Annotated in this window: 23 protein-coding genes; 1 reads left to right on the forward strand and 22 read right to left on the reverse strand. The window is 37.2% G+C overall.

Annotated elements, in window-relative coordinates:
- Positions 1-4: 4 nt before the first annotated feature.
- The 22 genes from A5819_RS14575 to A5819_RS14680 all read right to left on the reverse strand — a co-directional run bounded on the left by A5819_RS14575 (position 5) and on the right by A5819_RS14680 (position 22,034).
- Positions 5-952 carry a thymidylate synthase gene (locus A5819_RS14575; RefSeq protein ID WP_086279468.1) on the reverse strand — a complete coding sequence of 316 codons (948 nt, stop codon included), beginning with the start codon at positions 950-952 and terminating at the stop codon, positions 5-7.
- Between the two features lie 12 nt (positions 953-964).
- Positions 965-2,851 (reverse strand): ABC-F family ATP-binding cassette domain-containing protein, encoded by a 1,887-nt coding sequence (locus A5819_RS14580; protein ID WP_086279469.1) that lies wholly within the window; start codon positions 2,849-2,851, stop codon positions 965-967.
- Between the two features lie 65 nt (positions 2,852-2,916).
- The gene (locus A5819_RS14585) at positions 2,917-4,971 is read right to left on the reverse strand and encodes a sodium:proton antiporter (RefSeq protein WP_086279470.1); all 2,055 of its coding nucleotides are present in this window, start codon (positions 4,969-4,971) and stop codon (positions 2,917-2,919) included.
- A gap of 19 nt (positions 4,972-4,990) precedes the next feature.
- A complete protein-coding gene (locus A5819_RS14590) occupies positions 4,991-5,269 on the reverse strand; it encodes a hypothetical protein (RefSeq protein ID WP_086279471.1) in 279 nt (92 codons plus the stop codon).
- 169 nt (positions 5,270-5,438) lie between these two features.
- Positions 5,439-5,921, reverse strand: a complete 483-nt coding sequence (locus tag A5819_RS14595; protein ID WP_086279472.1) for a hypothetical protein — start codon at positions 5,919-5,921, stop codon at positions 5,439-5,441.
- 26 nt (positions 5,922-5,947) lie between these two features.
- A complete protein-coding gene (locus A5819_RS14600) occupies positions 5,948-6,136 on the reverse strand; it encodes a hypothetical protein (RefSeq protein WP_086279473.1) in 189 nt (62 codons plus the stop codon).
- Positions 6,137-6,398: 262 nt separating this feature from the next.
- The gene (locus A5819_RS14605) at positions 6,399-7,247 is read right to left on the reverse strand and encodes a DegV family protein (RefSeq protein ID WP_086279474.1); all 849 of its coding nucleotides are present in this window, start codon (positions 7,245-7,247) and stop codon (positions 6,399-6,401) included.
- Between the two features lie 75 nt (positions 7,248-7,322).
- Positions 7,323-8,468: an LCP family protein gene (locus A5819_RS14610; RefSeq protein WP_086279475.1), complete on the reverse strand. Its 1,146-nt coding sequence runs from the start codon at positions 8,466-8,468 to the stop codon at positions 7,323-7,325.
- 111 nt (positions 8,469-8,579) lie between these two features.
- Complete coding sequence (pheA, locus tag A5819_RS14615) at positions 8,580-9,428, reverse strand: prephenate dehydratase (RefSeq protein ID WP_086279476.1); 849 nt, start codon at positions 9,426-9,428, stop codon at positions 8,580-8,582.
- A gap of 12 nt (positions 9,429-9,440) precedes the next feature.
- Complete coding sequence (locus A5819_RS14620) at positions 9,441-9,941, reverse strand: shikimate kinase (protein WP_086279477.1); 501 nt, start codon at positions 9,939-9,941, stop codon at positions 9,441-9,443.
- 14 nt (positions 9,942-9,955) lie between these two features.
- Positions 9,956-11,239 (reverse strand): 3-phosphoshikimate 1-carboxyvinyltransferase, encoded by a 1,284-nt coding sequence (gene aroA, locus A5819_RS14625; RefSeq protein WP_086279478.1) that lies wholly within the window; start codon positions 11,237-11,239, stop codon positions 9,956-9,958.
- Between the two features lie 373 nt (positions 11,240-11,612).
- Complete coding sequence (locus tag A5819_RS14630) at positions 11,613-12,710, reverse strand: prephenate dehydrogenase (RefSeq protein ID WP_086279479.1); 1,098 nt, start codon at positions 12,708-12,710, stop codon at positions 11,613-11,615.
- 30 nt (positions 12,711-12,740) lie between these two features.
- A complete protein-coding gene (gene aroC, locus A5819_RS14635) occupies positions 12,741-13,907 on the reverse strand; it encodes a chorismate synthase (protein WP_086279480.1) in 1,167 nt (388 codons plus the stop codon).
- 340 nt (positions 13,908-14,247) lie between these two features.
- Positions 14,248-15,309, reverse strand: coding sequence for a 3-dehydroquinate synthase (aroB, locus tag A5819_RS14640; protein WP_086279481.1), 1,062 nt, complete (start codon positions 15,307-15,309; stop codon positions 14,248-14,250).
- 66 nt (positions 15,310-15,375) lie between these two features.
- Positions 15,376-16,401 (reverse strand): 3-deoxy-7-phosphoheptulonate synthase, encoded by a 1,026-nt coding sequence (gene aroF / locus A5819_RS14645; protein ID WP_086279482.1) that lies wholly within the window; start codon positions 16,399-16,401, stop codon positions 15,376-15,378.
- A 30-nt stretch (positions 16,402-16,431) separates the two neighbouring features.
- Positions 16,432-17,301, reverse strand: a complete 870-nt coding sequence (gene aroE / locus A5819_RS14650) for a shikimate dehydrogenase (RefSeq protein ID WP_086279483.1) — start codon at positions 17,299-17,301, stop codon at positions 16,432-16,434.
- Positions 17,302-17,732: 431 nt separating this feature from the next.
- Positions 17,733-18,710, reverse strand: a complete 978-nt coding sequence (locus A5819_RS14655; RefSeq protein ID WP_086279484.1) for an NAD(P)H-quinone oxidoreductase — start codon at positions 18,708-18,710, stop codon at positions 17,733-17,735.
- A 75-nt stretch (positions 18,711-18,785) separates the two neighbouring features.
- Positions 18,786-19,238, reverse strand: a complete 453-nt coding sequence (locus tag A5819_RS14660) for a hypothetical protein (RefSeq protein ID WP_086279485.1) — start codon at positions 19,236-19,238, stop codon at positions 18,786-18,788.
- A gap of 82 nt (positions 19,239-19,320) precedes the next feature.
- Entirely contained in the window at positions 19,321-19,692 is a 372-nt protein-coding gene (locus A5819_RS14665; RefSeq protein ID WP_086279486.1) for a thioesterase family protein, read from the reverse strand.
- Between the two features lie 5 nt (positions 19,693-19,697).
- Positions 19,698-20,909, reverse strand: coding sequence for a CCA tRNA nucleotidyltransferase (locus A5819_RS14670; protein ID WP_086279487.1), 1,212 nt, complete (start codon positions 20,907-20,909; stop codon positions 19,698-19,700).
- Positions 20,906-21,694 carry a 4-hydroxy-tetrahydrodipicolinate reductase gene (gene dapB / locus A5819_RS14675; RefSeq protein ID WP_086279488.1) on the reverse strand — a complete coding sequence of 263 codons (789 nt, stop codon included), beginning with the start codon at positions 21,692-21,694 and terminating at the stop codon, positions 20,906-20,908. The genes A5819_RS14670 and dapB overlap by 4 nt, the downstream gene beginning before the upstream one ends.
- Positions 21,687-22,034, reverse strand: coding sequence for a nucleotide pyrophosphohydrolase (locus A5819_RS14680; RefSeq protein ID WP_086279489.1), 348 nt, complete (start codon positions 22,032-22,034; stop codon positions 21,687-21,689). Before A5819_RS14680 ends, dapB begins: the two co-directional genes overlap by 8 nt.
- Positions 22,035-22,319: 285 nt before the next feature.
- On the opposite strand from A5819_RS14680, the gene A5819_RS14685 reads away from it, so the two are divergent.
- A complete protein-coding gene (locus tag A5819_RS14685) occupies positions 22,320-23,213 on the forward strand; it encodes a YitT family protein (protein WP_303393680.1) in 894 nt (297 codons plus the stop codon).
- Positions 23,214-23,587 lie beyond the last annotated feature (374 nt).

Here is a 23,587-nt window from a genome sequence, read left to right on the forward strand (position 1 = left end):
CAAATTAAACGGCAATTGGCGCCTTGATTGCAGGATGCGGTTCATATCCTTCAATGACAATATCTTCCATTTCAAAATCAAATACCGATTTTTTTTCTTGATTTAATTTTAATGTCGGGAAAGCTCGAACTTCTCGAACCAGTTGTTCATTCATTTGCTCGATGTGGTTAGTATACAAGTGAGCATCGCCAATCGTATGAACAAAATCGCCTACTTCTAAACCTGTTTCATGCGCAATCAAATGAGTCAACAAAGCATAACTAGCAATGTTGAAGGGTACACCTAGAAAAACATCCCCGCTACGTTGATATAATTGACAACTTAATTTTCCATCATTTACATAAAATTGAAACATCGTATGACATGGCGGTAACGCCATCGAAGGAACATCTTCTGGATTCCAAGCCGAGACGATCAAGCGTCTTGAATCTGGTGTTTTTTTGATCATGGTAATAACATTTTTTAATTGATCGATAAATCCACCCTCTTTGGTCTCCCAATGGCGCCATTGCGCACCATAAATGTTGCCTAATTCACCATGTTTGGCAGCAAATACCTCATCCGATAAAATCGCCTCACAGAATTTTTTATGTTCTATTTCGTAATTTTGCTTAAATACTTCGTCTGTTAGGACACGATGACCAAAATCAGTCATATCTGGCCCCTTGTAATCATCACTTTTTACATAACGTTCAAATGCCCATTCATCCCAAATATGATTGTTATGTTGTAAGAGGTAACGAATATTGGTGTCACCATTCAAAAACCATAAAAGTTCGCTTTTGATCAAGCCGAAAGGCACTCGTTTAGTCGTTAATAAGGGAAATCCCTCAGATAAATCAAAACGCATTTGATGCCCAAAAATACTCCGCGTCCCTGTTCCAGTCCGGTCTTCTTTTAGATGACCTTCCTCTAAAATTTTACGGCCTAATGCTAAGTATGCTTCTTCCATAGTTTGTGCCTCCTAGTTTTCTGCAAATTCACTCAAATATTCCCAGCGTTCCATCTTTTCATCCAGCTCTTCTTCCACTCTTGCCAATTCTGTTTGAAGCTGTTGTAGTTTCGTAAAGTCATCACCTTGATGATTCATCCCTTCTGTAATTTTAGCTGATTGCTCTTCAAGATGTGCTATATCTGTTTCAATTGTTTCCCATTCTCTTTGTTCCATGTATGTTAACTTTGTTTTTGCTTTCTTTTCAACTTCGCTAGTCGGTCTTACTTCTGCCTTCGTTACTTTTTTCGCTGGCTCTTTACTTACCGCTAAATAGTCGCTCATCGATCCAAAATAAGTCGTGATGTGACCTTCTCCTTGAAAAACCAGTAGTTTATCCATTGTTTTATCAAGAAAATAACGGTCATGAGAAACAGCGATCACAGCACCTTTAAATGTTTGAATATAATCCTCTAAAATAGTTAAGGTATCAATATCTAAATCATTTGTCGGCTCGTCCAATAATAACACATTTGGTTGACCAATCAAAAGTTTTAATAAATACAGCCGACGTTTTTCACCACCAGATAGTTTCCCAATAACTGTTCCATGCATGAAACGAGGAAATAAAAACCGTTCCAATAATTCAGCCACACCGATGGTTGTTCCATCGCCCCGTTGCACTTGTTCCGCCGCTTCTTGTAAATAAGAAATCATGCGTTGGTTAGGGTCCATCGCTTCATTTTGTTGCGTATAGTAAGCCAAGTTAACTGTTTCACCAATTGAATAGAATCCACCGTCTAACTCTAGTCGACCAGCAAGGATATTTAATAATGTTGATTTGCCAGCACCATTTTTTCCAGTAATCCCAATCCGATCTTCTGCTTGAATAAGCAAATCGTATTCTTTTAAAATTGTTTTATGTTCGATTTGATAGTCACCATTTTGAATTTCTAAGACTTTTTTACCTAATCTCTGGGTTGCAATATCCATTTCTAGCTGACCTTTTTGATTGACTTGATGGAGATTTTCTTTTAGGTCATGGAAACGATCTTGCCGCGCTTGTTGTTTGGTTCCTCGAGCTTTAACCCCGGCTCGCATCCATTCCAGTTCTTGTTTGTAGAGTTGTTTTCTTTTTTCTTCTTGTTCAACACCAACTCGTTCACGTTCAGCCTTAGCAATGATATACGCCTCGTAATTCCCCTTGTATTCGTATAGTTTTCCAAAAGAAAGTTCGAAGATTCGATTTGTGACCCGATCTAAAAAGTAACGATCGTGAGTCACCATCAAAATAGCTCCGCGGTAACCGTTCAAAAAGCTTTCTAGCCAATTGATCGCTTCATAATCCAGATGGTTGGTTGGTTCATCCAATAATAGTAAATCAGGTGATTCAATCAATACTTGGGCAAGACTGACACGTTTCTTTTGTCCACCAGATAAATCACCTATTTTTTTGTGCAAGGTTTCAATCCCTAGTTTTTGTAAAATAATTTTAGCATCTGTATCTGCTGTCCACGCATCTTCTTTATTCATGCGTTCTTCTGCTTGAGCATATTGTTTTTGAGCGGTAGTATCTAGTCCGTCTTCCGCTAATGCTAGTAGCGCCAACTCATAGTTTTTAACTGCTTGAATAATTGGCGTTTCTCCTTGGAACACGGCTTCTACAACGGATAGCTCTGGATCAAACTCTTTATCTTGAGAAAGATAGCCGACTTGATAGTCATTTGGCTGTTGGATCGCCTGACCATCACCATCTCCACCATCCTTACCCGCAAGAATATTCAACAAACTAGTTTTTCCAGTGCCATTTGTCCCGATCAAGCCAATCCGGTCTTTATCATGAATATGGAAAAAAATGTGATCAAATAATGTTTTCTCTCCATATGTTTTCGTTAATTCAGTTACTTTTAACTCATTCATCTGCTCACGCCCTTTTCATCCTGCTTATTGTATCAAAAAAATGTAAAAAAAAGAAGCTAGTTTTCTTAGTCTGCTTCTTTTTTTAATTCTCTTGTCAGTTTCCTTAGTGGAACAGCACTTGAAATATCGTTGATCGAATAGGATTCTAGCAAATTGACATTTTTCCGATATTCATTTGCTTCAAGAGAAGATATTTTTCCAGAGATCTCATATTCATCGATCACTTTTCGTTCTTCCTGATAGCCAATCAATAGTTCTTTTACATAGTTAGATTGAGAGCGAACAATAAAAGAATCAATAAACGTCCCATCTTCTAGCCTATGCGCCAATTGTAGCCGTCCTTCAATAAAGAAACGAATGATTTCTTCATCGTAAACACCATTTAGATTATCCAAACTCTTCAAAATAACTTCTGTATTTTGTAAAAAGACTTGGCGAACATTTTCTAGTTCTTCTTTTTGAAATTCTCGTCTATTTTCTTCATCTTTCTTAGCGAATAAATGCTTTGGATGAATAAAAAACGCAATAATTTGGCGAACAAACAGTAACCAAAAACCGATAATCGATAGTAACTGCCTGGCAATTGACCGTTCCATTCTTGATATCAAACGTTCATATAACCGATAACCTTCGATTCCGATTTCTTTTTGGCGAAAGCTCTCTTCCAAACCATCTCGTTCAATCGAAACAATCAATGCTCGTAACTCCTGTACTTCTTGTCGTTGATCTGATGGGAGTTGCTCTGTATACAGTTCTTTTACGCGATCTTGATAATTTTCAATCACAACATTCATTTCAACATGTGGATCTTCTTGATTTATCTTTTTAAGTTTTTCGATAACCTCTTGCAACAGCATTATGCCTTGCATGTTTGTATTTTCAATCTCATCTGAGTCAGTTAAAAATGGTAAAACAAGAATCCCTCCAACTAACGTGACTAAAATCACACAAGCCGTGATAAATAAGAGTAACGATCGTTCAGGAAAATCTTGTCCATTTAAAGTCAAAGGCAAAATAAAAATAGTCGCCAAACTAACCGTTCCTTTGACACCACCAAACGTTAAAATCAGCATTTCATTCATCGAATGCCAAACGTTCTTCAAACCATTTTTTACACTATAAATCACAAAAATGGAGAAAAATCGAGCAACAAACAACGTAACACTTAAAATCAAAGTAACCAACATCAAAAAGCTGTTAGAATATGTCTCACTATTCCAAATCGGCGAAAAGACTTGAGATAATTCAATTCCTAAAAATAGAAAAACAAGGGCATTTAGCATAAACGTAATTGTGCCCCAAGTACTTTCAGAGACGCTAGAAAGCTCTGCTTCAAACAAAGAGATCTTTTTAAAACTCGCTGCTTGCATAACGCCTGCTACAACAGATGCGATGATTCCAGAAACATGAAATAATTCAGCTACCATATAGGCTAAAAAAGGCAACAATAGTTCTAGCAGTAAATAACCTGTAACATCTCTTGCCGAAGCTTTTTCTAAAATCATAACAACTTGACGTTTGATCATCACTAAGACAGCACCTACAAAAGCGCCTCCAATACTGGAGACAACTAAAGTAATTCCTGCTTCGGCAGCTGAAAAACTCCCAGTCAATAAAGCGGCTAACGCAAATTGGAATGCTGTAACGCCGGAAGCATCATTGATTAGGCCTTCACCTTCTAAAATATGCATCGCTTTAGGCGGAATCTGAATTTTTCCAGATAAAGAACCTACAGCAACTGCATCTGTAGGTCCTAATGCTGCACCTAATGCAAAACAAGCGGCAATCGGTAAAGCCGGTATAACCATATGCAAAGCCCAGCCTACGCTCACAAGCGTAATCAAAACACCAATGAAAGCCAAAAATAAAATGACACTAAAATTTTTCATAGTAGCCGCAGTATCGTTTCGTTCACCTTCTCGGAACAATAATGGCGCAATGATCATCACTAAAAATATTTCTGGCTCAAATACAATTTCTCGACCAATAGAGGTAACGCCGATCAAAACCCCTACAATTATTTGTACGATCGGTAATGGAATAATCGGTACGATTCGATTAAAGACATTTGAAAATGTGATCGCAAAAGCAAATACAATAATTAAATAAACAAACTCCATCTCGTATCCCCCTTATTCATTACTGATTGAGTTGTTTCCCTAAATACCGTAATAATTTTTCTTTTTTACAGGTAATTTTCTTTTCTATTAATCCAAGCTCTTTTTCCTTATCACATAGTTCTAATTGTGCACGACGAGCTTCTAAACGGAGCAACTCAGATTTAATCAATTCTATTTTTTTATAGTTCAAAAAATTTCTCTTTTTTATATGCCGTTCCCACTCTGCTTTTTTCTCTGGTGGCAACTCTTTATATTTTTCACGTAATTCAGCAATTCGTTGCTCTATTTCTTTATTCACAACAATACTTCCTTTCAGAATTTCTCTGCACATTATAGCAAATTGTTTAAGAAATACCTACTAAAAATGACTATTATTTTAGAAAAACTTTATGAATGTAATTTCTGACCCTCACAATGAAATCAAAAGAGAAAGTAACTATCTAAATTCTCCTTTAAGTGGTTGATTACTACTTGTCTTCTTCAACTAAAATACTGATTTCAGCCTCTTCATTCAAACGATCAGAAAGAAACACCAATAGATCTTCTAATGGAATTGAAAATTTCATCATAGGGCCACGACGACCATTTTTAAAATAATTCAAACGAATTTCATTTTCCTTAAGCAATAACGCCATTTTTTCAACATCTCGATACATCACACCATTTTTATCAAACGGTCCTAAAATGAGTCGATCATCAGAAAGACCTTTTGCATCTAGTAAAAAACTCAAAACAAGTAACATTGCTAAGAAACTACGCAGTCTTTGATCGAGCGATTGTTCAATAAATAACGTACTAATAAGGATAAATAGACTTACCCCAATCACTAATCCATAGATAAGTTTTCTTTTGACACTCTTGATCAAAATACTTTTTCTAACTAAGATTAAATAAACATACATGATCACAACAAAAGCTGTGAGTAATACTGTAAAAAAATCTATACCCAAAATACGCTCCTCTTAAAAATAGAATTTCAACTTTTATTTAACTCTGTTAGTTGTTGATTGATTTTTTTTATTTTATCTTTACAAGCTAATATATCACGAATCATTTGATCGCGCTTATCGCCAAGCGGCAAACGATTAACTACTTGATAATATGCAGCGAGCAGTTGAACTTGTTTCATTTTTTCTTTCTGTAAACGTTCTTCTGTTAGATTCATCCACTCGCCCTCCTTTTCTTTAAGTATACCTTACTTTTAAAGAAAAATGACTATTGAATTGTTATTTTTTATTGATTGTAGTAAAAAGAATTCTCTTTATATTATTGTAGCATACTATTTCTTTTTAGTTGAAGTATACGTTTAGTAACACATTGATAGTTGATGGTTAACCTCAAAAAAACTTTTTAAAAATCGAAATAAGGATGAAGCAAAACTAATCTTTAGTTTAGTTTTGCTTCATCCTTATTTTAGCATAATTTATTTATTGCGCTGAAATACAAAGTGCAATAGCTTTCTCACCTAAATGAGTCCCAATAACAGGGTTAAAATGACCAATTTCAATAATTGCATTTGGATACTTAACTTGAAGTTTTGCTTTTTCTTCTTCAGCAACTGCCAAGTTGTTGGCATGAATCACATATAATTTAACGGGTCGGCCAATTTCTTTGTCCCGTTTGCCGATAATTGCCTCTGCACGAGCAAAGGCCTTTTTAGTTGAACGGATTTTTTCAAATAAGACAATTTTACCATCTTCAAAAGTCAAAATCGGCTTGATTTTTAATAAACCGGCAATCAGAGCTGCTCCATTCGTTAAACGACCACCACGTACCAAATTGTTCAAATCTTCAACAATTAAATAAGCGTACGTGTTATCACGAATGATGTCTAGCTTAGCAAAAATATCTTCTAGACTAGCATTTTCTTTGATCAAATCTAAAGCAGCTTCTACCATATGCCCCATTGGCACACTTGTAATTTTAGAGTCATAAGGATAAAGTGTAACACCATTGATTGAATCTGTTAGTGAAAATAAGGTATTCACAAAACCTGAAATCCCAGAAGAAAGATGAATACTGATAATCGTATCATATCCCTTAGCGGCAATTTCTTTGTAGAGTTCAATCACTTCGCCTAATGCAGGTTGAGAAGTTGTTGGAAACTCGTTACTATTATTTAATAGCTCATAATATTCATCAGCTTCGATATCGACACCTTCGTTATATATCTTACCATCTAAAATAACTGGAATGGGAATAATAAACAGATTAGGAGAGTTCTTAATTCGCTCGGGTAAATAGGCTGTACTATCTGTCACAACAGCAATTTTCATTTTGTAACCTCGTTTCACTAATTTTGCACGTTAGTATAAATATAGCATAAATCAGTTAATATTTAAATAAAATCCTTATTGCCCAAGAAATTCTTGAACCGCCTTTTGATTCGTTTCTAAATCAATTTGAAGAATACTCCCAGCATAGTAGTTTTCATCGTTACTCCATGAACCTTCTACTGGAACCGCTAGGCGTTCAATCCCACTTCCACCTTTTAGCATCAAAGAAGGACCGTTTTTCAACATAAACGTTGTTGGGATGTCTGTAGACATATAACCAACTAAACGTCCTAAAGATTCAGGTGTGCGAAGTAATGCTAAAGGATTTTTTAATTGACCCATAACCGCTGACATCACTTGTTGCTGACGGCGAACACGACCAAAATCGCCTTCCTCATCTTTTCTAAAACGAGAATATTGTAGAAGTGTATGCCCGTCCATACTTTGCTGCCCTTTGGCGATATCAACACCATCTAAATTCAAGTCTTTTTCAGCATCGATTTTAACTCCACTTGGGAACATCGAATCAACAATTTTTTCAAAGGATTGAAAATCAACTTTCGCATAATATCTACATTGAATATTGAAATTTTCCGCTAATGTTTGGCGAACTAAATCCGCACCGCCTAGAGCATAAGAAGCGTTGATTTTATTTGCATCATAGCCTGGAATATCAACGAATATATCTCGCATAAATGAAATCAATTTGGGCTTTTTAGATGGTCCGTCTAATTGTAGTACCATTATAGTATCCGCACGTCCAGCATCTTCTCCTCTTGTATCACTACCCAAAATCAAAATATTGTTGGCGCCATTTGCACTTTTCACACCATTAAACGTTTCAAGTGCTTCTTTAGGTAAAGATGCATCATTTTCTGCATATGATTTGCCTTTAAAAAAGAACCCAACAGCTAAAACAATTAGCAAGACAAAAAATAATGCAATTCTTTTAGGCCAGCTAAATCTTCTCTTTTTTCTGATTTTTTTTGGTTTTTTTTCTTTTTTGGGTATCTGTTTTGAAGGACCATTTGAATAGTCTTGCCCCAAATACTGTTCCTGATGCTCTGTTGGCTCTTGGTCAGGAAATGTTTCTGGTCCTCGATAATAGCTTTGTCTAGGTTCTTCAGAATAATTTTTTTCTTTTCTAGGATTAAAGGAATTTTTCTCTTCTATTGGTTTTGCTTTATCATGTATATGTTTATAACGATCCACGCGACTCATTATTTCCACCTCACTATCAATTAACAACAGTTATAAGCATACCTTATTTTAATAGAAATTCCTATTAGTTAGTTGAAATTTAACAAAAAATAAAAAGACCTTTTCAGATCTTTATACCCCGTTGATTGGATGAATCGCATAATTTCCGAATATTTTTACAGTTCCACCCATTAAACGTATTTCTTCTAAAGCGTTATCCAATAATAATTGTGGTTTTTGAACGTTGATATCAATTAAAAAGAAATATTCTCCCAATGTTGTTTTTAATGGACGTGACTCGATTTTGCTCAAGTCAATATCTCGCCAGCTAAATGCTGATAATGCTTTTTGCAGTGCACCTGGCATATTATTTGGCATCGTCAAAGCTATTGTCAGCTTCTGTTGCTCTGATTGAATTGGTAACTCAATTTTTTCGGCGCCTAAAACCCAAAATCGTGTTTGATTGATTTCTACATCCTGAATATCTTTCCCAACAATCTCAAGATCATACGTTTCAGCAGACAATTTGGGTGCAATTGCTGCGATTTTTTGGTCTGGATGACTGGCAACAAAATTTGCTGCATAAGCAGTGGATGGTGTTGCCTCAAGCTCAGCCAGTGGAAAATAAGTACGAATAAATTCTTGTGATTGCGCTAAAGCTTGCGGATGTGACATGATTTTCGTTGTTTCAAGCCACCGCTCTTGATTCTTTTTAGATACCATCAATTGTTGATAGATCGGCAGTACGATTTCGGCTCCGACCGGAATGGTCGTCTGATGAAATAGATAGTCTACTGTGGTATTAACCGAGCCCTCAATCGTATTTTCAATCGGCACGACGCCTAGATCGACCTCTCCAAATTCAACCCCCTTAATGCAAGCGGGAATCGAATGATACGAAACCAATTCTTCATTAGGAAAAGCTGTTCTAGTTGCATTATGAGTAAAAGAAGCTTCTGGACCTAAATAACCAACTTTCATTGACTCACCTACCTATATATTTTCTAAAATTTCATGAACAATCTCTTCAGGTGTTCGATCGTCTGTCGCAACAACTAAGCTAGCACTCTCTTCATAAAAAGGGATACGCGGTTCAAAAACCTGTCTAATTTCCTCTGGGGATTTTGACACAACTAAAGGTCTAACAGTGGTATGATCGTGTTTTAAACGCGGAATAAACACTTCTGGCTTTGTTTGTAAATAGATAACAGGTGCCATTTGTTTCAACAGTTCTCGATTCTCTGGTCTCATGACAATGCCGCCACCGGTTGATACAACTTGATTATGATCAAGATAGCGTTTTAAGACATTCGTTTCTCGTTCTCTAAATGCTTCTTCACCGTGTAAATCAAAATATTCTTGAATTGTCATTCCTATTTCTTCAACGATTTTATCATCAAAATCGATGTGTTCCATACCCGTTTTTTCTGAAAGCAGTTTTCCCACAGTGGTTTTTCCTGCTCCCATAAAACCAATTAAAATAATCCCCTTCATCTTCGTTCCTCCGTTTATCGAAATAATTTAGTTAAATCATCAAAAAATCTTGGATAAGAAACTGAAACTGCTTCTGCTTTATCTAATTCGACTGTGCCGCTTTCTACTAAAAGAGCCGCAATTTGCAGCATCATACCAATACGATGGTCTCCATAACTAGTTACGTTCGCACCGTGTAGCGGTGTTTTACCATGAATGATTAATCCATCCTCAGTTGGCTCGATTTTAGCACCCATTTTGTTTAACTCAGTTGCGACTGCATCGATCCGATTCGTTTCTTTTACTTTCAACTCTTCAGCGTCGCGAATAATTGTGATTCCCTCAGCCTGAGTGGCTAATAAAGCAATGATTGGCAGTTCATCGATTAATCTTGGAATAATTTCTCCACTGATTTCAATTCCGTTAAGAGCACTTGTTTCGACAGTTAAAGTTCCAGCTTTATTGGCTTCACTATTCGATTCTTGTACTAGTAGCTTTCCGCCCATTTGTTGGATAACATCAATGATTCCCGTACGAGTTGGGTTTAAGCCAACGTTCTTTAACGTGATTTTGCTATCTGGAATGATCAGTCCTGCCGTAAGGAAGAAGGCCGCTGATGAAATATCCCCTGGTACCACAACTTCTTGTCCAACTAATTTTTGCGGTCCACTGATTCTAATTTCTTTCCCTGAAACTGAAATTTCACCGCCAAATTGACGAATCATATCTTCTGTATGATCACGCGTCTTCTCTTTTTCTACAATAACGGATTCCCCATGGGCTTGTAAAGCAGCAAATAAAATGGCGGACTTAACTTGAGCACTCGCAACAGGCATTTGATAATAAATAGGGCTTAATTTTTCAGTACCTTTCACTGTCAGTGGCGGAAACTCTGTCCCATCATGCCCTGCACAAACAGCGCCCATTTGATTGATTGGTAGCATCACTCGATTCATAGGCCGTTTAGCAATCGAATGATCACCAAACAATTCCGTAGTGAAAGATGTTCCTGCCAAAATCCCCGTGATCAAGCGAATCGTAGTCCCTGAATTTCCAACATCGATTGCTTGCTTCGCAGGTTTCAACCCTGAAAAACCATTACCATGAACGGTTATAACTTCCCCATCATCTTCAATTTTAACACCCAAATCTTGAAAAGCTTTTAAAGTGCTTAAACAATCATCACCACGTAAAAAGTTGCGAATCGTCGTCTTCCCTTCAGCAATAGCACCAAACATAATACTTCTATGAGAAATCGATTTATCACTAGGAATATCAATTACCCCATTCAAACCAATTTTATTAATAACTAAATCCAAAAAATCCCTCCTAAATTTAAAAGTGTAGTGGGCTCGTCCAGCTCTGACAGGAAAATAGAAAAAATCGATTGTGGTGCTCTTTACCACAAACTATTTTTATCTTTTTCCAGTCGGAGCTAGCCCACGTAGCTAGATAACAATAAAAGCGAAACAAATCGATAAATCCCGTAGAAAATTAGGAAATTGGTATTGAAACGTTCTTTGTTTCATTAACAATTTATCTATTTTCCTAAGGATTGATTTGTGCAGCTAGATAACACATGGTAGCAACGTTCCTTTCAGTCACCTTGTACCAATCAACATCAACTCAGTTCCTCGTTGTGTTTCTTGGCATATTTTTTGACATGTTTCAAAGCAACTATTGTACAAAATCTCATTTTTCATAGCACAAATATTCTGTCTCTTTTTTAATAGTCACTTTAGCTTTTTCTAGATCATCCTGCCTTTTAAAGGTTAATTGTAAAATGCCGTAAATATCTTCCCGAGTTTCAAGAATTTTCAAATTAATCAATGAAAGGTTTGCTTTACCTAATAAACCTGTAATCTCTGCAATCACACCAGGGACATCCGGTACGTCAACAAATAAATCATAGAAGGCTGGAATTGCGCCTTCTTTATGAACAGGCATTTGATTTCTTGTTTCTTTTGCTTCATAGAAAAACTGATAAATCGCTTCACTATTTTCATTTTGGATCCAATCGGAAACTTGTTTCATTTCAGTTTGCCATGAACCCATCAGCGCTAATAACGCCTCTTTATTACTTAGCAAAATATCGGTCCACATTTGCGGATCAGACGAAGCAATCCGGGTAATATCGCGAAAACCACCAGCCGCTAATTGTCGTGAGCGGGGATGTTCTTCATTGAAAACCTTACTTTGGTTAACTAGACCCGCTGCAATAATATGTGGTAAGTGACTGAGCATTCCTGTAATTTGATCATGTTCCTTTGCTGTAAGAACCACAAATTTTGCTCGTGTTCCTTGTAAAATGGTTTGTAATTGCTGGACTTGCTTTTGTGTCCCTGCTTCTGAAGCGGTTAAAATATAATACGCATTTTCAAATAAGTTTTCATCTGCTGCCGTCACACCAGATTTATGTGAGCCCGCCATAGGATGTCCACCGATAAACCTTTTTAAGCCAGCTGCTTGAGCTGTTTCAATAATTTCTAATTTCGTACTGCCAACATCTGTTATGATTACCTCTGGTTTTAATGACAAGGTTCCTAATAGTTTTAGTTGCTTCAACATACTCTTAACAGGCGTACATAAAAAAATAATATCTGCTTGTACCGCTGCTGTTTCAATTGTGCTCTCTTTTTGATCAATGATTTTTCGTTTTAACGCAAAGTCTACAGAACTTTCTTGATTATCTATCCCGATGATCATTACAGCTGGATACTCTTTTTTTATACATAAAGCAATTGAACTGCCGATCAAACCTAATCCAATGATTAAAACCTTTTTATCCATTCCGCTTCACTCTCCATTTTTTAATTTCAATTAAAACGTTTGAGTATAGCAGCGGTAAGAGTCAACTTCTGCTTTCATTTGTTCAAAAGCATCACTACCAAATTTTTCCAACATTGCTTGAGCAACTTCTGTTGCCACGACCGCTTCACAAACAACACTTGCAGCTGGCACAGCTGTACTGTCAGAACGTTCTACGCTTGCTTTGTAAGGCTCTTTTGTATCGATATTGACACTTTGTAAAGGTTTATACAATGTCGGAATCGGCTTCATAACACCTCTAACAACGATTGGCATTCCATTTGTCATACCACCTTCAAAACCGCCTAGATTGTTTGAAGTTCTTGTATACCCGGTTGCTTGATCCCAAACAATTTCATCCATAACTTGGCTGCCTGGTTTAAAGCCCATTTCAAAACCGATTCCAAATTCAACCCCTTTAAAAGCATTGATACTGGTAACAGCTTGAGCAATTTTAGCATCTAACTTGCGATCCCATTGGACATAACTGCCTAATCCAATCGGCACACCGCCGACAACAACTTCGACCACTCCACCGATCGTATCGCCGTTTTTCTTAGTTTTATCTATCAGATCACGAATTTCTTGTTCAACCGAAGAATCAAGAACTCGAACGTCGGATTTTTCTGAACGTTCTTGAATTTCTTGAACAGTTAAATTATCTGGAATTTCAGCCTTGATTCCACCCAATATGGCCACATGCCCCGCTACTTCGATATCTAGCTCTTTCAACAATTTCTTAGCAATGGCTCCAATTGCCACACGCATAGTTGTTTCACGTGCTGAGGAACGCTCTAAGACATTTCTAAGATCATCATGTTGGTATTTGATGCCGCCAACCAAATCTGCATGACCAGGACGTGGCTTATTAACACGGCGGATCTTTTTCTCTTTCTCTGTGACTTCTTCGATTGACATAACAGAAGTCCAGTTTTTCCAGTCTTTGTTCTCAACGACCAATGTCACTGGCGAACCTAATGTTTTTCCGTGACGAATACCTGAAGTGATTCTTACCTGATCTTTCTCAATCAACATTCTGCCGCCACGACCATATCCACCTTGTCTTCTTGCTAGCTCTAAATTAATATCCTCAGGTGACAATGGCACCCCTGCTGGCAAGCCTTCGATAATTGCTGTCAATTCTGGTCCGTGTGATTCTCCCGCAGTAATAAAACGCATATGATTTCCTCCTAATTTTAAAAGCTGAAAGAGCTCGTTCAGCTTCGACAAGAAAATAGGCAAAAATGACTGAGGTGATTTTTGCCTCATTCAGTTTTTATCTTTTTCTCGAGAAGCTAGCTCTTGAAGCTAGATAATGCATGGTAACAACGTTCTGCTTTGCTTCACCTTGTACCAATCAACATCAACTCAGTTCCTCGTTGTGTTTCTTGGCATGTTTCAAAGCAAAAGCTTAGCAGGCTCGTTTAGTCTTAACTGAAAAATAGTAAAAATTGAATGTAACACTTTTTATCACATTCGATTTTTACCTTCACCCCGAAAAGCTAACACACATTGCTGGCTAGTCTAAATAACTCTTCATTTCTTCAATTGGAATACGAACAATTTTTGCATTCCCGATCGTTTCTAATAAAATAATATTGATTTTTCCACCGCGCGCTTTTTTATCATGTGTCAACGCACTGTACAGTTGTTCTTGATCCCACAGCTCTGATGTGATCGGCAAATGGAATTTTTGGATCATTTTATTCAATTGTTCTGTCGTACCGCTCGGCGTTAATTTTTTACTTTCAGCAACTCTGGTGATTTGGCTCATCCCGATTGCAACCCCTTCACCATGAGTTAATTTACCGTAACCAGCTGTATTTTCTAACGCATGACCGATTGTATGCCCAAAATTGAGAAGTAAACGAACACCATTATCTAATTCATCTTCTTCTACCACTTTTCGTTTTATTTTACAGCAATCAGCAATGATCTCTACTGCATGTATAATCAAATCATGCTCATCAGTCAAATCAGCCAGTTTTTGCCATAAGTGCTTATCTGCAATCGCAGCTGATTTAATGATTTCAGCAATCCCTTCTCTCACTCGTCGAACGTCTAATGTGTTCAATGTATCAGGATCGATTAAAACGCCATCTGGTTGAGCAAATGTTCCAACTAAATTTTTGGCTTTAGAAGTATTGACGGCTGTTTTACCGCCAATACTACTATCTACTTGTGCCAACAAGGTTGTTGGAACTTGTAAAAAATGCAATCCACGCATATACGTTGAAGCAACAAACCCTGCTAAATCACCCACAACACCACCACCTAAAGCGATAATCCCATCACTTCGAGTCAATCCTTTATCAGCTAGAAAATCGTAAATTTCAGCAGCGACAGTTAGGCTTTTACTCTGTTCACCTGCATCGATCACAAAAGTTGCAGGCTCAAAGCCAGCTTCTTGTAAATGTTTGGAGACTTCTTCACCATACAAAGGCTGAACATTAGTATCCGTTATGATTACAACTTTTTGCGGTGCCCATAACGCTTTTGCCCAAGGACCGATATTTTTCAACAACCCTTTTTCAATGGTTAAATCATAAGAATGGTTTGGTAAATTTACCGTGAGTTTCATTTTTTCAACTCCTATTTTTTATTAAGAAGAAATACTAACCTTCAGATATGCTTTAATTTCGTTACTTTATTCACCTAGAGCATTGATTTCTTTCATTGCATTTTCCATAATATGAACTTCTTGCATCATACGCATGTAAGTTTTTTCATTTAGTGATTGTGGACCATCAGACCAAGCATTAACTGGATCTGGATGGATTTCAACGATTAATCCATCTGCACCAGCAGCAACTCCTGCTCGTGCCATTGGAGGAACTAGATCCCAAATCCCAACTCCGTGACTAGGGTCAACAATAATCGGAAAATGGCTTAGCTTTTTAATTAGTGGTACAGCACTCAAATCTAACGTATTACGTGTGGCTGTTTCGTAGGTACGAATCCCACGTTCAATGAAAATCACATTGAAGTTACCTTGTGCCGCAATGTACTCCGCAGCATTTAACCACTCATCAATTGTACCAGAAATACCACGTTTTAAGCCAATTGGTTTACCTGTTTTTCCAACTGCTTGTAATAATTTGAAGTTTTGCATATTTCTCGCACCAATTTGCAAAATATCACTGTATTGAGCAATCATATCAATATGCGCTTCATCCATGACTTCTGTAATAACTTTCATGTCAAATTCATCGGCTGCTTGACGAATGTACTTCAAGCCTTCTTCTTCTAATCCTTGAAACGCGTAAGGAGAAGTTCTAGGTTTAAATGCTCCACCACGTAAAATCGTTGCACCACCAGCTTTAGCAATTCTGGCACATTCGCGGATTTGATCTAAACTTTCAATCGAACAAGGACCAGCCATCATGGTCATGCTACCATCACCTATTTTAATCCCGTCAACGTTGACAACTGTATTTTCTGGGTGAAATTCCCGACTTGTTAATTTGTATGTCAGTGAAATTCTTACCGCATTTTCAACACCATCGTAACTATTAAACGCCACATCTTGCATTTTTCTTGTGTCTCCAACCAAACCAATGATCGTCTGTTCTTTCCCTTCACTTAAGTGAACTTCTAGACCTTCTTTTTTCACTCGTTCGATCACCGATTTAATTTGTGCTTTTGTTGCTTCTGATTTCATAATTACGATCATTGTTGTTCTCTCCTTCAGTCAAATTATAAGTTAGTTGTTTTCAATAATTGGTTTTACGATTGCTATGGGCATTTCTTTTCCGGTCCACTTTTCAAAAGCAGCGGCGCCTTGATAAAGCAACATACCTAATCCATTGTTTGTTTTTGCACCACGTAAGCGGGCTTGTTTAAGAAATTCTGTTTCTCTGGGTGTATAAATAACATCGCAGACAGCTAAGTCTGGCCGAATGATCGAATAATCTTGAATCGGTGTTTGACCTTCTAACGGCTTCATTCCCACACCAGTTGCGTTTAGTAATAAGGCACTTTCTGCTACATCTTCAGCCAAAGCGGCTTCATCAGACAAGTCATATAAGTTAATTGTACAGTTAGTATTTTCAGAAATATACGCTAATTTTTCTTTGATTTTATCGTAGAAATCATCTTTTCGATTATAAACAGTGATTTCCTTAACTCCATCTAAAGCTGCTTGGACAATAATTGCTGTAGCTGCACCACCTGCACCGATGATTGTCATTTTTTTACCAATAAGATCAACTTCAATATCTTGCAAGCTTCTCATAAATCCGGTGCCGTCTGTATTATGACCTGTCAGTTTACCTTGATGATTCGTAATCGTGTTGACAGCGCCGATCAAGCGAGCTGCTTCACTTAGCTCATCCATATACTCTACTGCTAAGATTTTGTTTGGCATCGATAGGTTAGCGCCCATCATATCCAAATTTTTGATTGAATCGATTGCTTGTTTTAATCCCTCTGTTCCCACTTCGAAAGCAAGATATACCGCATCGATTCCTAGTGTTTGAAAAGCTGTATTATGGATCATGGGTGAAACACTGTGACGAATCGGTGTAGCAAATAGTGCAGCCAGTCTCGTGTGGCCTGTGATCTTATTCTCCATGTTATTTCCTCCTCAAAATGTGATTTTCGTCAAATAAAAAAGGTATTCACGTAAATTTTTAGAAAAATCTACAGTGAACACCTCACAAAAATAGGTAATATAAAAGCCACTATAGATTTTATCATCTACGCGGCTGAAAGTCATCTCAAAATCCCCTAGCCATCATAGATACAAACTTGCTAGTCTGCATCCATAATGTTTATGAATACAAACTCATCTAAAATAGCTAAAGTAATAATTATTCAGTTGTAATTGGTTATGCTTCATGGTTGTCATATGAATCACTCCGTAACTGATTTATTTAAGAATTGTTCTCAGTATATACCTACTAAAACTAAGTGTCAACATTTTTTTCTTTTAAATTTAAAATCAAGGGACTTTTTAATTGCACAATCTTCCGTTTCCAAGGCTTACTTCGATTATTTTCAACCTCAATTAATGCTTAAAATGATCTTCCCTTTATTCTTATTACTTTCCATATAGCGATGCGCATTTTCTACATTTTCAAGTTGAAATACAGAATCAATGATCGGCTTTAACTGACCGGCCGCAAATAACTTATTTGTCCTTGCAACAAACTCTTTTGTTAGTTTAGCCTTATAATCATCACTTCTAGGGGTAAGTAACGTGCCTTTGACTGTGATTCTTTTCTGTAATAACGTCATCAGGTTCACGTCTTTAACAATTGTCCCACCTAAAATGCCAATTAGAATCAAGTACCCATCAACAGCGAGACTGGCTAGATTTTTCTCCCAATAAGAAGCTCCGATAAAGTCTAAAATCAAATCAACACCACGACCATCTGTCTCTTCTATGATTTTTTGACTAAACGCTTCTTCTCGATAGTTAATTAAACTATCTGCTCCCAGTGTCCGACATAACGCGAGTTTTTCTGCGGAACTTGCCGTGATAGCGATTTTAGCGGAACTTAATTGTTTGGCTAACTGAATCGCAGCTGTCCCAACTCCACTAGCACCGGCATGAATTAATACGGTTTGAGCAGCAGTCAAATTTCCAAGCCAAAATAGTGTTTGATAAGCCGTAAGAAAAACTTCTGGAATGGCCGCTCCTTCTTCAAAGGTCAACTGATCTGATAATGGCATGGCATTTCCGACATTCATCGCGACATACTCCGCATAACCACCACCATTGACAAGCCCCATCACACGACTGCCACATGGAAAAAGTTCTGTGTCGCTCTCTACTACTATTCCAGAAACTTCTACACCTAAAATCGCATTGCCTTTGGGTAAGTTTCCAGTTTCTTTAGCGACTAAATCCGTCCGGTTGACAGCAGCTGCCGCAACTTTGATCAAAAGCTGGCCTTTTTCTCTAACTGGTATCGTAGTTTCCTTATTTAAGGTTAAAATAGCTTGGTTTTCTTTAAAAGATAGTTCCATTGCTTTCATCCAATACACCTCGCCCAATCTCACAAAAAACCGTAGAATCTTTTAAAAAGAAGTCCACGGTCAATTAGTTACATATTAAAATTCTTCACCATATACATCATCAACTGTTTGTTCTGGGTCGATTACGATATATAAGCTTTTTGTTTTTTCGCTGACTTTAGTAGATTGGTAAACATTATCTAATCCTTCGTCCGTTTTATCTTTGTATGGGAAGTAAACTAAATCTGGTGTACCTGTTTTGTATAAAATTTCCATACGTTCAATATCTTCATATTTCAAAGCACGAGCAAACATTCCTAATTCAAGACCACCAAGATTGATATCATGCGTTTGAACGTGATCTCCTTCTTGGAAAATTTCGATTTTAAAGCCTTCACATGGATGGATTTCCATAAATTCGCTTCCGTGGATACGACCAAAACTAGTTGTGATCTGTTTGATCCATAAATCTCCGATAAAACGGCGACCAATCGTCCAAGTTTCACCATTTCTAAAATAAAATTTCAATCCTGTCATTTCTCTACTCATAATATAAGTCTCCTTATCTAAAATAATTTCTACAAAGTTAAGTTTAGCATAACTTTCATGTTAGGTCACACTATTAGCTTCTTTAGTTAGGATGAGCTAATTTCTCTAAAAAAACATCCGTTAAGATAACAGCTCTTTGATGAATCCCTGTCGCTACGACTTGTTCATTGTCAAATACCTCGAAAGAAAAATTGATTTTTGTTTTTTCCTGTGAAGCGACCTTAACTTTAATAATCATTTGGGCTCCTACTACAGAAGGGCGTAAATGTCTCGCTTCGATCAATGTGCCAACACTGGTTTCTTCTGGGGCTAATTGTTTATGCAAATACTCTTTTGCCGTATTCTCCACCATTGTGATCATAACTGGCGTAGCTAAGACCTCTAAATCACCAGAACCAATCTCTTTTGCAGTATCGTTTAAACCAACAACAAACTTTTTTGAAAACTCTTTCACGGCTTTCACTCCTTATCAATCCTATCCTTTGCATATGCAATTAGTGCTTCTTTAGTATTGCTTATTTGACCGTTCACAACAGCAATTTCAAGCATATTAAGCATATTTCCTAGCCATTTCCCAGGATTTTTATCAAAATAAGCCAATAAATCATTACCTGTTAGAGCTAACTGTTTTCTATCATGAATCGGCAAATCTAAATAACCTTCTTTTGCTTCTTCAAGTGTACTCTTTTGACCAAAATAAAACAATAGTTTTTCTATAGACAAAACCGCATCCAATCCCAAGTTAAACAAATCCATTCGTTTCCAGTCTCCAATGAGACGTTGATTTAATCCATAAATCAACGATTGTACTTCGTGGATCATTTGATTAGACTGTTTCCAAGCTTTTAGAAAGCTGCGAATATCATTCTCTTTTAAGCCCATTATCTGAATCAATAAGGCCCATGCTTGGCTTTCACTTTCGATCTGTTTATTTGGAAGATCTGAAAAGTTCAGCAATGCTTCCCCTGATTTTTTTAAACCTGGGCAATATTGATAACATTTAGTCTCAATAAACGGTAATAAAGCGGCGCGCCGATTTTTTCCTAATAATAGTTTGATAAATTCCACTGCAATTCGCTCTACAGAAATTTTACCTAATAATGGATGAAATTCTTCAATCGCAGACAATGTATTGGTTTCAATCATAAAATCTAACTGACTGGCAAAACGCAAGCCACGCATCATACGTAAAGCATCTTCATGAAATCGCTCTTTAGGGTTTCCTACGGCTCGAATAATTTTTTGTTCTAAATCATCCATACCATCAAATAGATCAATGATTTCACCATTCACATCCATCGCCAATGCATTGATTGTAAAATCTCTGCGTTTTAAGTCTTCTTTTAATGAACGGACAAACGTCACTGTGTCGGGACGTCTAAAATCTTGATAGGTTGATTCTGTTCTAAAAGTTGTGATTTCATATTGCTCTTCACCGATTAAAACAAGCACAGTCCCATGATCGATTCCTACGTCAATGGTTCGATGAAAAATCTGTTTGATTTCTTCTGGATAAGCGCTAGTTGCTATATCTACATCATGGATTGGTTGATCCAACAAGGCATCACGAACACTGCCTCCAACAAAATATGCTTCAAATCCATGTGCTTGAATTTCTTGTAGCACTCCAGCTGCTTTGGTAAATTCGTCAGGTATTATTTCTAATTTCATAATAAGTTTTCCAGTCCATAGACTAATTTATCTAAGTGAACCACCTTTTCACAGCCCAAAGCAACGCCTGTCATAAACGAACTACGGTCATAGGAATCATGTCTGATTGTTAACCCTTCTCCAACACCACCAAATTGTACTTGTTGATGGGCTATAATGCCTGGTAAGCGAACGCTATGAATTTTCATCCCTTCAAAATCAGCACCGCGTGCACCAGCGATCAACTCTTTTTCTTCTGGATGGCCTTGCGTTTTTTTCGAGCGCACTTCACTCATCATTTCGGCCGTTTTGATTGCCGTTCCGCTTGGTGCATCTAACTTATTATCATGATGCAACTCGATGATTTCAACATCTGGAAAATATTCAGCAGCTTTTTGAGCAAATTGCATCATCAAGACAGCACCCACGGCAAAATTTGGTGCAATCAAGCCGCCAACTTTCAAACGCTCTGATAGATCAGTCAATTCTGCTAATTGTGCCTCCGTTAAACCAGTCGTTCCTACAACAGGCGCGATTTTATGCTCTATTGCAAATCGGGTATTTTCATAGGCAACTTTTGGAATCGTAAAATCGATCCAAACATCTGGCTGAACAGAGAGAACCTCTTCTTTTGTTTTAAAAATCGGGGCATTATTATTTGGATATTCTACTAATTCACTAAGATTATCTTTTTCTTCAAATGGGTCCAGCACACCAACCAATTCAAATCCGACGTGCTCTAAAACCATCTTGGTTGCAGTAGCCCCCATTTTTCCTTTAAATCCTGCGACTAAAATTTTAATCATTTGTTTGCCCGTCCTTTCGCTCAAAACGATATTTATCCCGTTGATTGAATTTTTCCATATTTTTTTTAAATGCTTCTGTTAAATCTATATCTAGAGAATTTGCCATGATCATCGTGACAAACAAGACATCCCCTAACTCTTCTGAAACCGTTTTTGGTTTTTCGTCTGTTTTCTTGGGTTTTTCACCATAATAATGATTGATCTCTCTGGCTAATTCCCCTACTTCTTCTGTTAAGCGTGCCATCTGGCTTAATGGAGAAAAATAACCCGTTTTAAATTGTTGGATATAGTTATCCACTTCTACTTGCATGGAATGCAGAGATTGATTTTCGTCTTTCATTTTTACCCCAACCTTTCTACTACACATCTTATCAAAAACTGCGCCATCTGAAAAGGTTCTACTTGTTGTTTTATATTGAGAATGATAAAGTGATTACTGGATAAGGGTTCTTGACGATGAAATTATACAGCATCAACCCAGTATGTTTTAGCCAGCTTCGCGAAACAGTATCCTCAACGATTAGATAAATCATCTGGAAGACCAAAAACGTCTTTAAGCTGATTTCCTAAATTGTTCAGCAACTTAGCGTTTCGCTACGCTTTTAAAATACGAGGAGTGAGTACAATGATTGAAGAAAAAAAGTTTTATGTTAAAGACGTTCTGTTAATTCTAGCAGGTACTTGTCTTTATGGGTTTGGCTTAGTCACCTTTAATATTGCAAATGACTTAGCAGAAGGCGGAGTAACTGGGATCACCTTGATTTTACGGGCACTTTTTTATATTGATCCTGCATACTCCACTTTGATCATCAATATTCCGTTGATTTTGATTGGGGGAAAAGTTTTAGGCAAGCACTCATTTTATTATACAATTTTAGGTACCGTTTCCTTATCTGTCTTTTTATGGTTATGGCAACGATTCCCCATCGAAGTTAATCTAGATCATGATTTGTTGATTGCTTCTTTATTAGCTGGATTAGCTGCTGGTATCGGTAGCGGATTAGTCTATCGAGTCGGCGGGACGACAGGCGGAACCGATGTGATCGCTCGTATTTTGGAAAAAAATTACGGCATCAGTATGGGCCGTTCCTTGCTGATCTTTGATATTCTCGTTTTGATTCTGTCTTTGAGCTATATTGATGTAAAACGAATGATGTATACCTTGATTGTTTCATTTGTTTTCAGTAAAGTTGTCGATTCGGTTTTAGATGGTGCCTATGCTGCCAAAGGAATCTTAGTGATCTCTGATCATTCAGAAGATATTGGAGAAGTAATCATGTCCCTATTAGAACGTGGCGTGACCTATTTAGAGGGCCAAGGTGGGTATTCTCAAGTCGATAAAAAAGTCCTTTATGTAGTTGTTAGTCCTAGTGAAATCATAGAAATCAAGCGAATCGTTCATGAGCTGGATGCAAAAGCGTTTATTTCTGTTATTAATGTTCACGAAGCTATAGGAGAAGGGTTCACCTATTCTAGACCGACAAAAATGCTCTTCAAAAGAAAAAAACAACTTAACTAAGTCAAAAATAGAGCGGGACAAAACGAAAGATCAGTTTTGTTTCGCTCTTTAAAGTTGAATAAACGGCGAGAAAAAAGCGGCGACTACACTACACTTTGTTTCGATCTCACTAACTTCTACGCATAAAATATGCTAGAATTTCTTTGATAGACAACGAAGGATGAGTTGATCTAGAAAAGTACCTACTCGGTAAAGTCCTTCGCTTCGATCACATTGTTGTAAATTGCTGTGAATCACGAAGAACAATAGAATTCGATGATAAACAGTACCTACTTGGCACGAAGAACGAAGTGATTCGATGATGCACAATACAAGGTGTCTGAAAGACAACTTGCTTCCTTTATTTTCTAAGTGCTAAAGCACTTAGAATTGAA

Source organism: Enterococcus sp. 7E2_DIV0204 (assembly GCF_002140855.1).
Lineage (GTDB): Bacteria > Bacillota > Bacilli > Lactobacillales > Enterococcaceae > Enterococcus_L > Enterococcus_L lemimoniae.